The organism is Lacinutrix sp. MEBiC02404 (assembly GCF_053601575.1).
Genome location: NZ_JBSHNV010000220.1, coordinates 231,131 through 244,865, shown reverse-complemented (window position 1 = coordinate 244,865; position 13,735 = coordinate 231,131). Strand labels below are relative to the sequence as shown.

Below are 13,735 nucleotides of genomic sequence, written 5' to 3'. Positions count from 1 at the left end.
GTATTTTACGAATTAACTTTATTTTTTTTGTGTTTTAGAAATATCAGACTAACTTTAAAAGATTAAAATAAGACTTTTTATTATGAGAAAAAAATACTTGAGAAATGTTTGCTTACTTTTTGCTGTTGCAATGATTTCAATAAGTGCATTTGCACAAAAAAAATCTTCCATCTGGTCGCCAACAAGTGCGGCAAAAATGGATGTCAGCGAGGTTCAATTTTATAAACAAATTCCGCGAAAATCGACCTTATTTAATGTAGATGTAAGCGGGTTATCTAGTATTCTACGAAATGCTTCAAAGAAAGAATCCTACGATAAAACGTCTACTATCATTATTCCATTTCCAAATGCCGATGGTAGTTTTGAATCTTTCAGAATTAGTGAAGTATCCATTATGGAACCAAGCTTAGCTGCTAAATTTCCTGAAATTAAGACGTATGTTGGTGTTGGTGTAGAAAATCCTGCAGCACAACTTCGTTTAACAATCACGCCTCAAAAAGGATTAAGTGGTATGATTTTATCTGAAAAGAAAACGATATTTATAGAACCATATTCTAACGATTTAAAAACATACATCACATTTGTTAATTCAGAAGGAGATGTAAATTCGGATACATTTCTTTGTGAAACAGAATCTGTATTAGAAAAAAGTGGTATTTCTAACCAAGAATATATGGCACTTCGAAATGCAGATGATGGCCAATTAAGAACCTATAGATTAGCATTAGCTTGTACTGCCGAATATGCACAATATCATGGAGGAACATTAGGAGGTGTTATGGCTGCCATGACAACGACTATGAACCGTGTTAATGGGGTTTACGTTAGAGATCTTGGTTTAACCATGACTATGGTAGATAATACATCTATTATCTTTTTTGATGCTGTTACAGATGGATATACAAACAATAGTGGAAGTGCTATGTTAGGCGAAAACCAAACTATTGTAGACGCTAATATAGGAACTGCCAATTACGATATAGGACATGTTTTTAGTACTGGAGGCGGTGGAGTTGCTTATTTAAACTCTCCTTGTACCGGAAGTAAAGCAGGAGGTGTAACGGGTTCTGGAGCACCGGTAGGAGATGCTTTTGATATTGATTATGTAGCGCACGAAATGGGACACCAGTTTGGTGGTAACCATACGCAAAATAATAGTTGTAATAGAAGCTCTGTTTCTGTAGAACCAGGAAGTGCTTCCTCGATAATGGGATATGCCGGTATTTGTGCGCCAAATGTTCAAAGCAATAGTGATGATTATTTTCACGGTGAAAATATTAAAGAAATGTGGATAAACATTTCTGCTGGATCTGGTAGTACTTGTGGCACTTCTATTGCAAGCGGAAATACGGCACCAACAGCAGCTGCTGGAATAGATTATGCTATTCCTCCTTCTACCGCTTTCAAACTTACTGGAGTTGGAACAGATGGAGACGGTGATACACTAACCTATTCATGGGAACAAAATGATACGGCACCAGCACCAATGCCACCAGAAGCAACTAATACTGGCGGACCAACGTTTAGATCACTAGATCCTAAAACAGTTCCTGTTAGATATTTTCCAGACTTTAGCACCGTAATATCTGGTTCATTAGCATCTACGTGGGAAGTAATTCCGTCTGTTGCTAGAACCATGGGCTTCTTGTTTACCGTAAGAGATAATGCACCAATTGCGGGGAGTACAAAATCAGATGAAATGACAGTAACAGTAGAAAATGTAGCTCCGTTTACAGTTGCTACACCACCAACATGGGCACCAGGTAGTACACAAACAGTAAATTGGGTCGTAGGTCAATCCAACAATGCAACCATTAATTGCCAAACCGTAAATATATTATTCTCCTCAGATGGAGGCGCAAACTTTAATACCACATTAGCATCCGGCGTAGCAAATAATGGAGCTGCCTCTATTACTGTTCCAAATATTACAGCGAATAATAATTCAAGAATTTTAATAGAAGCTGCAGACAATGTTTTTTATGCAATTACAGATGTTTTCTCCCTTTCTAATGATTCCGATTTTAGTATAAGTAGCACCACTGGCGGACAATCTGCATGTAATATAGATGCTGTAAGTTATGGTTTTAACTATGTTACTTCTAATGGTTTTTCAGAAAACACCACGTTTTCAGCTTCTGTAACACCAGTATTACCAGGAGCAAGTTTCGCTTTTACACCTACATCTTTAAATGCAGATGCTACATTTACAATGGATGTAACTGGTCTTGTTGGCGAAACACCTGGAAATTATACCATAACGGTTACAGCAACCGCTCCATCTATTGTTAAAACAGTAACAGCAATGTTGACGGTGTCCGATGGCGTTTGTGCGTCTGCTGCCACTAGTACGGACGCGGACAGAATTACTGGCGTATTCTTTAATACGATTAATAATATTACTATAGCAGCAAGTGCAGATGATCCGTATCAAGATTTTACTTCTATTTCTACAGATATCCAAAGAAATTCGAGCCACGAGATTACCGTAAATGTGAATTCTAATGGGGATTTTTTCTATGTGAATAAAGTGTGGATCGATTGGAATCAGAATTGTAGTTTTGGTGATGCAGGAGAGGAATATGATTTAGGAACAGCAAGTAATGTTGTAGATCAGCCAACTTCAGGATCTGGATTATCTATAACGGTACCTGTAGATGCGGTATTAGGAGCTACTAGAATGCGAGTAGGTATGAAAAATACAGATGGCGTTAGTAACGATTTTGGACCTTGCGAAACTGCTTTTTGGGGACAAATAGAAGATTACACGGTAAATGTTTTAACAGAATTAAGCGTAGATGATTTTAAAACAAACACATTCCTTGTCTATCCTAACCCAACAGAAGGAACACTTTATATTAAATCAAACCATACAGACGATCTTAATATTTCAATATACGACATTAGAGGAAGACGTGTTTATAACCAGGTTAACAACAGTAAAACAGCAATAAGAACACTAGATGTTAATGCTTTATCTTCTGGAATATATTTGTTAAATATAGAAAGTAACGGAAGCAAAACCACTAAGAAAATAATCATTAAATAATTTATTTTCCCTTTTATAAAAGCTCTGAAAGTAATTTTCGGAGCTTTTTTTTTGGTGTTACTTTTGCTCCAAAAAACAAAAGTCAGGCTATTCGCTATATCTTTTTGCAAAAAAACAAAAAGGATGTCGCTGCTATCCTTAACACAGTTTAGAACTTCCAATTAAAACCCTAACTTAGCATCATGAACTTATCGTATTGGGAAATAAAAACATGGCTCACCAACATAGACTACACCATCGTTGGTAGCGGAATCGTTGGACTTAATTGCGCATTACAGCTAAAAACAAAATTCCCGAAAGCAAAAATTTTAATCTTAGAAAAAGGAACTTTACCGCAAGGAGCAAGTACTAAAAATGCAGGATTTGCATGCTTTGGTAGTCTGAGCGAAATTCTAGACGATTTAAACACGCATACCCAAGAAGAAGTTATAGAGCTTGTAAAAAAACGTGTACATGGCTTACAGCTTTTAAGAAACACTTTAGGAGATAAAACGATTAACTACCAGCAATTAGGAGGTTACGAATTGTTTACCAAAACAGATGCTCCTTTATTTCAAGAATGTCTTTCTAAAAAAGAAGTCGTAAACAAACTTCTAAAACCTGTTTTTAACGCCGATGTTTTTAGTTTAAAAGACAATGTTTTCGGTTTTAAAAATATACAAGAAAATTACATTTTCAACCAGTTTGAAGGACAAATAGATACCGGTAAAATGATGGATGCTTTGCTTCAAAAAGCACTTTCCAAAGGCATTAAAATTTTAAATAATGTGTCGGTAGAAGCATTTTCAGAAGACATAAATTTGGTTAAAATACAAACCAATTCCTTTACATTTTCCTCTTCTAAACTTTTAATAGCGACTAATGGCTTTGCTTCACAATTAGATATTCCAGAAGTAAAACCGGCAAGAGCACAAGTTTTAATTACGAAACCAATTAAAGACTTACACATAAAAGGAACCTTTCATTTAGATAAAGGCTATTATTATTTTCGAAATATAGATAACAGAGTTTTATTTGGAGGCGGAAGAAATCTAGATTTTAAAACCGAAGAAACCACAGAATTAAACCAAACAGAAATCATTCAAAGTAAACTAGAAGCACTTTTAAAAACCACTATTTTACCAAACACACCTTTTGAGGTAGATCATAGATGGAGCGGCATAATGGGCGTTGGTGCTCAAAAAAAAGCGATTGTAAAACAAATAAGTAATAACGTGTTTTGCGGCGTAAGACTTGGCGGTATGGGTGTTGCCATTGGTAGTTTGGTTGGTAAAGAATTAGCAGATCAAATTTCTACGTAGGAAGGAATCTCATTTAAAGAAATATTTAATTATTAAGACTCCCGTTTTCACGAGAAATAAATATGATACAACGCTTTTTTAGATTTATTTTAAAAACCATTTTTTGGATGGTTGTAGCTTCTGTTTCTATGGTTTTTTTATATAAAAAAGTTCCAGTTCCTGCTACGCCATTAATGGTTATTAGAAGTGTAGAGCAATATCAAGAAGGTAAAGATATAGTGTGGAAACACGATTGGGTTGCTTTAGATAATATCTCTAAAAACATGCAACTTGCAGTAATTTGTAATGAAGATCAAAACTTTTTAAACCATGCAGGTTTTGATTTTAAAGCGATTGAAAAAGCATTCCAACATAACAAAAAAGGAAAACGCATTAAAGGAGGAAGCACGATTAGCCAACAAACTGCAAAAAATGTTTTTCTTTGGCCAGCACGCAGTTGGTTACGTAAAGGCTTAGAAACCTATTTTACTTTTTTAATCGAGAAAATATGGTCTAAAGAGCGTATTATGGAAGTGTATTTAAATAGCATTGAAATGGGTAATGGTATTTATGGTATTGAAGCAGCTTCGCAATATTGGTTTAAAAAAACGGCAGCAAAATTATCACAGCAAGAAGCAGCAGCGATAGCTTCTATTTTACCAAACCCAAGAAGATATAAAGCGAATCCAGCTTCCAATTATATTCAATCCCGTAAAAACTGGACCGTAAATCAAATGCGTTATTTTGGTATATTACATTATAATTTAAAAGAATAGAATAGATTGAAAGTAAAACAACAACTATATAAGCAATGTCAGGAATTTGTAGAAAGCAAACTACAAACTATAAGAAACACGATTTTAGAAATTCAAGAATCTCTAACTACAGAAACCAAAAGTAGTGCAGGAGATAAGCATGAAACGGGTCGTGCGATGTTGCAACTAGAACGAGAAAAAATAGGGCAGCAATTGGCCGAAACGCAAAAACTAAAAGAAATACTTTCTAAAGTAGATGCTTTAAAAGAATCTAAAATTATAAGCTTGGGCTCTGTTGTTTACACTACTCAAAATAATTATTTTATTGCTATTAGTGCTGGAGAGTTAAAAATAGACGACACCTCTTTTTATGCTATTTCTGCAAATACACCTATTGCGCAATTATTACTAGGCAAAAAAAAGGAAGATCTAATTAATTTTAGAGAACAACAATTTACGGTAACAAATGTGAACTAATTTCCTAATAAGCAATTTTCGGCTTATCTTTAGTCCAATTGATTTAAAAAAAGAAATTGAACACAATTCCTTCAGATTTTGATGTCCTTATTATAGGTGGTGGTTTAGCGGGTTTAAGTAGCGCTATTCATTTATCAAAAAATAATCTTCGTGTTTTGGTTATCGAAAAAAACAGCTATCCAAAGCATAAGGTTTGCGGTGAATATATTTCAAATGAAGTCCTACCATACCTTAATTTTTTAGGAATCGATGTTTTTAAGTTAGGCGCAAAAAAAATTAATCGATTTGAATTATCAACGGTAAAAAACAAGTTGGTTAAAGCGGAATTACCACTTGGAGGCTTCGGGATTAGTCGATTTTGTTTAGACCAGGAACTCGCAAAAAAAGCTATTCAAAATAATACAACCATTATTCAAGATACGGTAGAAAACGTAGCGTTTCATGACGATTCTTTTTCCATCGAAACAAAATTAACAAACTATCGTGCAAAAATAGTCATTGGTGCTTATGGTAAACGTGCTAATTTAGATGTAAAACTTAATCGTAGTTTTATAAAAAACAAATCTCCTTTTTTAGCAGTTAAAACACATGTAAAAGGAAATTTTCCAGATGATGTAGTAGCGCTTCATAATTTTAAAGGTGGTTATTGTGGCGTTTCCAAAGTAGAGGACAATAGTATAAATTTGTGTTACATTACTAATTTCGAAGCCTTTAAAAAATATAGCGATATTAACGAGTTTCAGGAAAAAGTAGTCTTTAAAAATACCGCTTTAAAAAGCATTTTTAAAAACTCTAAATCCGTTTTTGATGCACCAATAACGATTAGTCAAATTTCTTTTGAAACCAAAAACCCCATCGAAAAACACATACTTATGTGTGGGGATACAGCAGGAATGATTCATCCATTATGCGGTAATGGTATGAGCATGGCAATTCGCAGTGGGCAAATGGCATCGCTACTTATTCTTAAGTTCTTTAATGGCGAAATAAAAGATAGACAGGCATTAGAAAAGCAGTATCTTAGAGAATGGAATACCGCGTTTAAATCGCGTTTAGCAACAGGTCACCTAGTTGCAAGCCTATTGAATAAAAATAAATTAGCTGAGGTTTTAATTAGAATCGTAAAATGGGTTCCAAGTATTTTACCACTTGTAATTAAACGAACCCATGGTAAAATAATGACAATAGAATGAGCTTATTAGTCCGTACAAAAAACAGAAGTAATGAAAAAGAAATTATGGATGATTTGGATTATAAGGGTCCAATATTACAGGATTCATTAGACAAGTTAGCTAAAATTAATCAGTGGTTAGGTGGATATATCGTTAACATAAACGGATTAAGAAAAGCACTTAAGAATCAACCAAAAGAGACAACAATAACCATTATCGATTTAGGTTGTGGTGGTGGAGATATTTTAAGAGAAGTAGCCAAATTTGGAAAGAAGAACCATTACAATTTTAAATTATTAGGTGTCGACGCTAATCGGCATACAATCCATTATGCGAGAGCATTATCGGAAGAATATGAAAATATAGAGTTTAAAGCGATGAATGTTTTTTCTGAAGAATTTCAAACGCTAGAATACGATTTGGTGTTAACTACATTATTTCTGCATCATTTTGAAGAAGACCAATTAGTTTCGTTTTTAAAACCAGTATTAGAAAAAGCGAAATTAGGAGTAATAGTTAATGATTTGCACAGAAATAGATTAGCCTATTATTTATTCAAATTGTTAAGTATAACGATTAATAATGAAACAATATCACAAGACGGCTTAACCTCTGTTTTAAGAGGGTTTAAAAGAAAAGAACTGATAGATATTTCAGAAAAAATAAATGTAAATTATCAAATACAATGGAAATGGGCTTTTCGTTTTCAATGGATTTTGAAAAATAAAAAAACCGTACAGCAGCAGGAAATACTATGAGTGTAAAAATAACAGCAGTAGCAAAACAATTGCCTAAGTATGCCAGAGAAACCAAGGATATTATTCCTTACTTAAATCTTTGGATGAATGGTCAAGACGAACGTTTTCAGCGTAAAGTCATCAAGCTTTTTGAAAACGCAGGAGTAGACAAGCGCTATTCTATTATGGACGCGGAAGAAGTATTTAATAACACCTCTTTTGAAGCGAAAAATGATATTTACTCGCGTGAAGTGGTACAACTTGCAGAGCAATCTTTAAGCAAAGCATTAGATAAAGCAGCGCTAAAACCAACAGATATTGATTTTATTATAACCGTAAGTTGTACAGGAATTATGATTCCTTCCATGGATGCGTATCTTATCAATAATCTAAAAATGAAACAAGATATTGTGCGATTACCTGTTACCGAAATGGGGTGTGCCGCAGGAGTTTCAGGGATTATTTATGCCAAGAATTTTTTAAAAGCTAATCCTAACAAACGCGCAGTAGTAATAGCTGTAGAGTCGCCAACCGCCACTTTTCAGTTGAATGATTTTTCTATGGTCAATATTGTAAGTGCTGCTATTTTTGGCGATGGCGCAGCAGCCGTTATTTTATCGTCTTACGAAAAGGAAGAAGGCCCGAAAATAGTTGACGAAGCCATGTATCATTTTTATGATTCCGAAACCATGATGGGGTTTAAATTGGTGAATACAGGTTTGCAAATGATTTTAGACAAGGCAGTGCCAGAAACAATCTCAGAACATTTTCCTAAAATCGTCCATCCTTTTTTAGAGCACAATAATATGACTATTGAAGATATTGACCACCTTATTTTTCATCCAGGAGGAAAAAAAATAGTACAAACAGTGGAAGATTTATTTGGCGCTTTAGGAAAGAATATTGACGACACAAAGGAGGTTTTAAGACGATACGGAAACATGAGTAGTGCAACCGTTTTGTATGTTTTAGAACGCTTTATGGATAAACAATTACCAAAAGGTGACAAAGGTTTAATGCTTAGTTTTGGGCCAGGTTTTTCGGCACAACGGATATTATTAGAATGGTAGTACTACATACAAAATGTAGTGAATATGTCCTGCTGAGCTTGTCGAAGCATTTTAACAATGAATAGATGAAGATCAATTTACACGGAGTGCTGTCGAAGCGGCTTCAAAAGATAAATTTAAATTAATGATTAAAGAATTTCAACATAAAAATTATTGGGCGCTCCTAATTGGGGGCTCTAGCGGATTAGGTTTAGCTACAGCAAAAAAGCTAGCAAAACACGGCATGCATATTTGTATCCTTCATAGAAATGCTAGAGCACAGGAAGATGCAATTAATATAGAATTCGACAAGATTAAAGCGGAAGGTGTTCAATTTAAATCCTTTAATGTAGATGCTTTTAAAGAAGAAAAAAGAAATATTATTATTTCTGAATTAGTCGCCATTTTAGGAACAGAAGGTAAAATAAGAACTTTGGTGCACAGCGTAGCAAAAGGAAACTTAAAACCTATGTTAGATGACGAAAAACCAACCTTAAAAAACGATGATTTTAATCTCACTATAAACGCAATGGCTATTAGTTTATACGATTGGACAAAAGGAGTTTTTGATGCTAAACTATTTGCTGAAGATGCTAGAATTATAAGTTTTACCAGTGAAGGTAATACCAAAGCTTGGAAAAACTACGCCGCAGTTTCTGCTGCTAAAGTAACTCTAGAAGCAATCAGCAGAAACATAGCTTTAGAATTTGCACCTTTTGGTATTAGAGCCAATTGCATTCAAGCAGGAGTTACAGACACTGCCTCTTTACGCATGATTCCTGGAAGCGAAAAAATTAAAGAACACAGTTTACAACGTAATCCATTTAAGCGATTAACACAACCAGAAGATGTAGCCAATGCAGTCTATTTGCTAAGTAAAGCGGAAGCCAGTTGGATAAATGGCTGCGTAATTCCTGTAGATGGAGGTGAGCATATTTCTTAATTAAAAGAGACCTGTCAGGTTTTCAAAACCTGACAGGTCTGAAACTAAAACATGAATAGTAAAGACATCATAAACCTTTTACCATACCAAAAACCATTTTTATTTGTGGATGAATTAACTGCTATTTCTTCCGAAGGAATAACAGGAAACTACACGTTCAAAAAAGAGGAATATTTTTATAAAGGACATTTTAAAAATAACCCAATTACACCAGGTGTTATTTTAACCGAATGTATGGCACAAATTGGACTGGTGTGTTTAGGTATTTATTTATGGAAAGATGCTATTTCAGAAGAAAAAAAACCGCAAATCGCTTTAACCTCTTGTCAGATCGATTTTTTTTTACCAGTATTTCCAGGAGAAAAAGTGACTGTAATTTCAGAAAAAGAAGTCTTCCGATTTCATAAATTGAAATGTAAAGTGAAGCTTTTAAATGAGAAAGGAGAATTGGTTTGTCGTGGTAAAATTTCGGGAATGGTAACGTCGAATTGAGTTGTCCTGCAAGGTTTTTAAAACCTTGTGGGTTTAATTAGAAAACTTTAATATTTTCTATAATAATAAAATGGAACTTAATAATTTATAAGATTCCTGCCTACGAAAGAATTGAACATGAAAAATAGAGTAGTTATAACCGGTTTAGGCGTTGTAGCACCAAATGGTGTTGGACTCGACGCATTTACAAAAGCAATAAAAAAAGGCGAATCTGGAATCACGTTTCATCCGCAATTGGCCGACTTGAATTTTTCGTGTTGCATTGGTGGAATTCCATCTATTTCCGAAGAAAAAAAACTAGAATACCTCACGCCTTTACAACTTAGAGGTTTTAATAGTTCTGGCATTTTATATGGTTGTATTGCAGGATTGGATGCTTGGAAAGATGCAGGATTTACAATAGATGAGAATAGCGATTTAGACTTGGATAGTGGAACTATTTTTGGAACAGGAACCTCCGGAGTTGAAAAATTTAGAGAAGCCATTTATAAATTAGATGCTGGCGAAGTAAAACGATTAGGAAGCACAGTGGTTGTGCAAACTATGGCAAGCGGGATAAGCGCTTTTTTAGGAGGGATTTTAGGTTTAGGAAATCAAGTAACCACCAACTCATCTGCATGTACTACAGGAACGGAAGCGATTTTAATGGGCTACGAGCGTATAAAAAACGGACAAGCAAAACGGATGTTGGTAGGCAGTTGTAGTGATGATGGCCCTTATATTTGGGGAGGATTTGATGCTATGCGAGTAATGACTTACAAGCATAACGAGTTTCCAGAAGAAGGTTCACGACCTATGAGCGCTAGTGCTTCTGGATTTGTTCCTGGTGCTGGAGCTGGCGCTTTGGTTTTAGAGTCTTTAGAAAGTGCTTTGGCACGAAATGCAACTATTTACGCCGAGGTTTTAGGCGGAAACGTCAACTCTGGAGGACAACGAAATGGCGGAACAATGACTGCTCCGAACCCAGAAGCTGTGCAACGCTGTATTACAGATGCACTGGTAAATGCAAATATTGCTGCCGAAGAAATTGATGTGATTAATGGTCATTTAACAGCCACTTCAAAAGATAGTTTGGAAATTGAAAATTGGACGAAAGCCTTACATAGAAGCGGAAAAAATTTCCCATATATCAACTCTTTAAAATCTATGGTTGGCCATTGCTTGGCTGCTGCAGGAAGCATAGAAAGTGTTGCGACTGTGCTTCAGCTAAAAGAGCAGTTTGTATTCCCTAATATTAATTGTGAAGATGTACATCGGGAGATTGCTGCATTAATTTCAGAAGAGAAAATTGTGAAACAACTACTAGAAACAGAACTAGAAATTGCGGTAAAAGCCAGTTTTGGTTTTGGTGATGTTAATGGTTGTGTTATCTTTAAAAAGTATTCTGAATAAGTTAGTCTATACTAAATATAAGATTATGATTACTTTAGAAAGTCTAGCATTTTAAGATATTGCCAAATAGAATCGAGAATGTCAGACTGAGCTTGTCGAAGTGCTCACGATACTAAAAGAAACACGCCATATGAAATTCTATTATGTTTATATCCTTTTTTGTAACGATAAAACAGACTATACAGGAATGACTAATGACTTAGAAAGAAGATTATCTCAACATAAATCTGGTCACAAAAAAGAATCTTATACAGCATCTAGATTACCTGTTAAGCTACTTTGGTATTTACAATGTGAAAATCCAAAAGAAGCTATTAAAATCCAAAAGCAAATAAAAGGATGGTCTCAAAGAAAGAAAAAAGCATTGATTGAAGAGAATTGGCAAGACCTCATTGAGTTCTCTAAAAATTACACTCAAAACAATAACCGTATTTAATTGATTATGGTCTTCGACAAGCTCAGACTGACATTTAGTTCCCAATTTGTCTTTATAACTAAATCAAGTTAATGTTCCAAATAAAAAAAAGATGTGACACTAAGCTTGTCGAAGTGTTTTATTAAATTTACTAAAACGTTAAATGAAAAAATAATGATGAATAAAGAAGAATTAATCGCGAAACTAAAAGCCATTGTAGAACCTTATATTCAAAATGAAGAAGCCTTTAATAACCTTTCTGAAGACACCGATTTTATAAACGACTTAAAAATTAATTCGGCAAATTTAGTAGACGTGATTTTAGATGTTGAAGACGCATTTGATATTAGAATCGAAAATGACGATATGGAAAAAATGGTCTCTGTAAAAGCTGCAATGGCTATTGTAAACGAAAAATTAGCAGCAAAATGATAGGCAATGATATTGTCGATTTAAAAAAAGCTGCTAAAGATAGTCCCGATAGTTATCGGGATGGCAAAAGATACCAACGTTTTTTAGACAAAATTTTTACAGAAAAGGAACAAGAACTCATTTTTTATACGGAAGACAAACCCCAAATGCTTTGGTTGCTTTGGAGTATGAAAGAGGCCGCGTATAAAGTACATGTACAGCAGTTTGGAAAACGATTTTTTAATCCGAAACGCTTGGAGTGTGAGTTGCTCACAGATAACAAAGGACAAGTTACTATTGCTGGTAATTTATATTTTACCAAATCTATTATTACAGACGCTTTTATTCACTCCGTTGCGACTTTAGATGCTGCATCTAATTTTGATAGTAAGTGGTTCCAAATTGAAAACTCAGATTATAAGACGCAAAGTCAAACGGTAAAGCAGTTTTTTTTAAAGTGCCTTTCTAAAACGAAAAGACTGGATATGCAAACATTAAACATCCAAAAAACGGAAGTTGGTGTTCCTAAAGTATATAATAAATCTGAAAAATTACCGATTGCATTTTCGTTGTCGCATTGTGGAAATTATACCGCATTTTCAATTCTTAAAAACAATTCGGAGTTTGTTTCTAATGGACTTTTGTGTTGAAAAAACACGTTGCTCCCATCCAAATCCGCTTCCACCAAATAATAATTTCCTTTAAAGTAGCTTTTAATAACTGTTACTTTTAAACCCGATTTATCAACTACTTGTAATTGATGTGCATAAATAATTTGATCATTTATCACATTAAACTCTCCAAAAAAAGAAGCTATTAAAGAGGTTTTAGGGTTTTTATATAAATTTTCAGGAGTATCATTAACCGCTATTTTATGGTTGTTTAAAACGATCATTTTATCAGCATGACCCAACACATCTTCTTTATCATGAGTGGCAACAATACACGCAATATTCTTTTCTTTTAAATATTTAAAAACGTTTCTACGAAGCGATTGTTTTGCAAAATTATCGATATGACTAAAAGGTTCATCCAATAAAATGACTTCCGGTTCTTTGGCTAACGCTCTAGCAAGTGCCACGCGTTGTTTTTGTCCACCACTAAGTAGTTTCACTTTAGTTTTAGCGACATTGGTTAGCGCTACTACTTCTAATAATTCGGAAACACGTTTTTGTTTTTCTTCCGGATAAAAACGAGAAAGAAACTTACCAATGTTTTCTTCCACCGAAATAAAAGGCATCAAGTCAAATTCTTGCGCTACGTATTTCATGAAATCATAGCCAATAACTAGGTTGTATTCAGGGCCAAGAATTTCCTTGTCTTTCCAGAAAATGCTTCCTTTTAAAACATCATATTCGCCGTATATAACTTTTAGTAAAGTGCTTTTTCCAGAACCGCTTTCACCAATAATAGAAAGGTGTTCTCCTGGTTTTACCGAAAAGGAAATATCCTTTAAAACAGGCGTTTTGTTATAGGAAAAAGTTAGTTTATTTACGGTAAGCATATTTTTTTTTTACAAAAGTGGGTGTTTTGTTTAATTACAAGACCTGTGCCGTTATTAAA

Annotated in this window: 14 protein-coding genes; 13 read left to right on the top strand and 1 reads right to left on the bottom strand. The window is 34.3% G+C overall.

What is annotated here, in order from left to right; translation table 11 throughout:
• Nucleotides 1-82: 82 nt before the first annotated feature.
• From ACVCXO_RS15510 to ACVCXO_RS15450, 13 genes are all read left to right on the top strand, one after another.
• The gene (locus tag ACVCXO_RS15510) at nt 83-3,049 is read left to right on the top strand and encodes a reprolysin-like metallopeptidase (protein WP_452230503.1); all 2,967 of its coding nucleotides are present in this window, start codon (nt 83-85) and stop codon (nt 3,047-3,049) included.
• Nucleotides 3,050-3,231: 182 nt separating this feature from the next.
• Entirely contained in the window at nt 3,232-4,350 is a 1,119-nt protein-coding gene (locus ACVCXO_RS15505; RefSeq protein ID WP_452230502.1) for an NAD(P)/FAD-dependent oxidoreductase, read from the top strand.
• A 62-nt stretch (nt 4,351-4,412) separates the two neighbouring features.
• Entirely contained in the window at nt 4,413-5,105 is a 693-nt protein-coding gene (gene mtgA / locus ACVCXO_RS15500) for a monofunctional biosynthetic peptidoglycan transglycosylase (RefSeq protein ID WP_452230501.1), read from the top strand.
• Nucleotides 5,106-5,111: 6 nt separating this feature from the next.
• Nucleotides 5,112-5,561, top strand: a complete 450-nt coding sequence (locus ACVCXO_RS15495) for a 3-oxoacyl-ACP synthase (RefSeq protein ID WP_452230500.1) — start codon at nt 5,112-5,114, stop codon at nt 5,559-5,561.
• A 56-nt stretch (nt 5,562-5,617) separates the two neighbouring features.
• The gene (locus ACVCXO_RS15490) at nt 5,618-6,754 is read left to right on the top strand and encodes an NAD(P)/FAD-dependent oxidoreductase (protein ID WP_452230499.1); all 1,137 of its coding nucleotides are present in this window, start codon (nt 5,618-5,620) and stop codon (nt 6,752-6,754) included.
• Complete coding sequence (locus ACVCXO_RS15485; protein ID WP_452230498.1) at nt 6,751-7,491, top strand: methyltransferase domain-containing protein; 741 nt, start codon at nt 6,751-6,753, stop codon at nt 7,489-7,491. Before ACVCXO_RS15490 ends, ACVCXO_RS15485 begins: the two co-directional genes overlap by 4 nt.
• The gene (locus ACVCXO_RS15480; RefSeq protein ID WP_452230497.1) at nt 7,488-8,540 is read left to right on the top strand and encodes a type III polyketide synthase; all 1,053 of its coding nucleotides are present in this window, start codon (nt 7,488-7,490) and stop codon (nt 8,538-8,540) included. Before ACVCXO_RS15485 ends, ACVCXO_RS15480 begins: the two co-directional genes overlap by 4 nt.
• A 124-nt stretch (nt 8,541-8,664) precedes the next feature.
• On the top strand, nt 8,665-9,462 hold the full coding sequence (locus ACVCXO_RS15475) for an SDR family NAD(P)-dependent oxidoreductase (protein ID WP_452230496.1): 798 nt from the start codon (nt 8,665-8,667) through the stop codon (nt 9,460-9,462).
• Nucleotides 9,463-9,513: 51 nt separating this feature from the next.
• Entirely contained in the window at nt 9,514-9,954 is a 441-nt protein-coding gene (locus ACVCXO_RS15470; RefSeq protein WP_452230495.1) for a 3-hydroxyacyl-ACP dehydratase FabZ family protein, read from the top strand.
• A gap of 117 nt (nt 9,955-10,071) precedes the next feature.
• Nucleotides 10,072-11,346 (top strand): beta-ketoacyl-[acyl-carrier-protein] synthase family protein, encoded by a 1,275-nt coding sequence (locus tag ACVCXO_RS15465; protein WP_452230494.1) that lies wholly within the window; start codon nt 10,072-10,074, stop codon nt 11,344-11,346.
• A gap of 130 nt (nt 11,347-11,476) precedes the next feature.
• Nucleotides 11,477-11,782 carry a GIY-YIG nuclease family protein gene (locus tag ACVCXO_RS15460; protein WP_452230493.1) on the top strand — a complete coding sequence of 102 codons (306 nt, stop codon included), beginning with the start codon at nt 11,477-11,479 and terminating at the stop codon, nt 11,780-11,782.
• A gap of 156 nt (nt 11,783-11,938) precedes the next feature.
• Nucleotides 11,939-12,193 (top strand): acyl carrier protein, encoded by a 255-nt coding sequence (locus ACVCXO_RS15455; protein WP_452231161.1) that lies wholly within the window; start codon nt 11,939-11,941, stop codon nt 12,191-12,193.
• Complete coding sequence (locus ACVCXO_RS15450) at nt 12,190-12,822, top strand: 4'-phosphopantetheinyl transferase family protein (protein ID WP_452230492.1); 633 nt, start codon at nt 12,190-12,192, stop codon at nt 12,820-12,822. The genes ACVCXO_RS15455 and ACVCXO_RS15450 overlap by 4 nt, the downstream gene beginning before the upstream one ends.
• Here ACVCXO_RS15450 and ACVCXO_RS15445 read toward each other — a convergent pair.
• A complete protein-coding gene (locus tag ACVCXO_RS15445; RefSeq protein WP_452230491.1) occupies nt 12,759-13,676 on the bottom strand; it encodes an ABC transporter ATP-binding protein in 918 nt (305 codons plus the stop codon). The genes ACVCXO_RS15450 and ACVCXO_RS15445 overlap by 64 nt on opposite strands.
• Between the last annotated feature and the right edge of the window lie 59 nt (nt 13,677-13,735).

Bases quoted from the DNA above. Each gene is read 5' to 3' on its own strand.
- ACVCXO_RS15510 (WP_452230503.1), top strand. From the start codon at position 83: ATGAGAAAAAAATACTTGAGAAATGTTTGCTTACTTTTTGCTGTTGCA.
- ACVCXO_RS15475 (WP_452230496.1), top strand. From the start codon at position 8,665: ATGATTAAAGAATTTCAACATAAAAATTATTGGGCGCTCCTAATTGGG.
- ACVCXO_RS15480 (WP_452230497.1), top strand. From the start codon at position 7,488: ATGAGTGTAAAAATAACAGCAGTAGCAAAACAATTGCCTAAGTATGCC.
- mtgA (WP_452230501.1), top strand. From the start codon at position 4,413: ATGATACAACGCTTTTTTAGATTTATTTTAAAAACCATTTTTTGGATG.
- ACVCXO_RS15485 (WP_452230498.1), top strand. From the start codon at position 6,751: ATGAGCTTATTAGTCCGTACAAAAAACAGAAGTAATGAAAAAGAAATT.
- ACVCXO_RS15465 (WP_452230494.1), top strand. From the start codon at position 10,072: ATGAAAAATAGAGTAGTTATAACCGGTTTAGGCGTTGTAGCACCAAAT.
- ACVCXO_RS15470 (WP_452230495.1), top strand. From the start codon at position 9,514: ATGAATAGTAAAGACATCATAAACCTTTTACCATACCAAAAACCATTT.
- ACVCXO_RS15450 (WP_452230492.1), top strand. From the start codon at position 12,190: ATGATAGGCAATGATATTGTCGATTTAAAAAAAGCTGCTAAAGATAGT.
- ACVCXO_RS15445 (WP_452230491.1), bottom strand. From the start codon at position 13,676: ATGCTTACCGTAAATAAACTAACTTTTTCCTATAACAAAACGCCTGTT.
- ACVCXO_RS15505 (WP_452230502.1), top strand. From the start codon at position 3,232: ATGAACTTATCGTATTGGGAAATAAAAACATGGCTCACCAACATAGAC.
- ACVCXO_RS15455 (WP_452231161.1), top strand. From the start codon at position 11,939: ATGAATAAAGAAGAATTAATCGCGAAACTAAAAGCCATTGTAGAACCT.
- ACVCXO_RS15460 (WP_452230493.1), top strand. From the start codon at position 11,477: ATGAAATTCTATTATGTTTATATCCTTTTTTGTAACGATAAAACAGAC.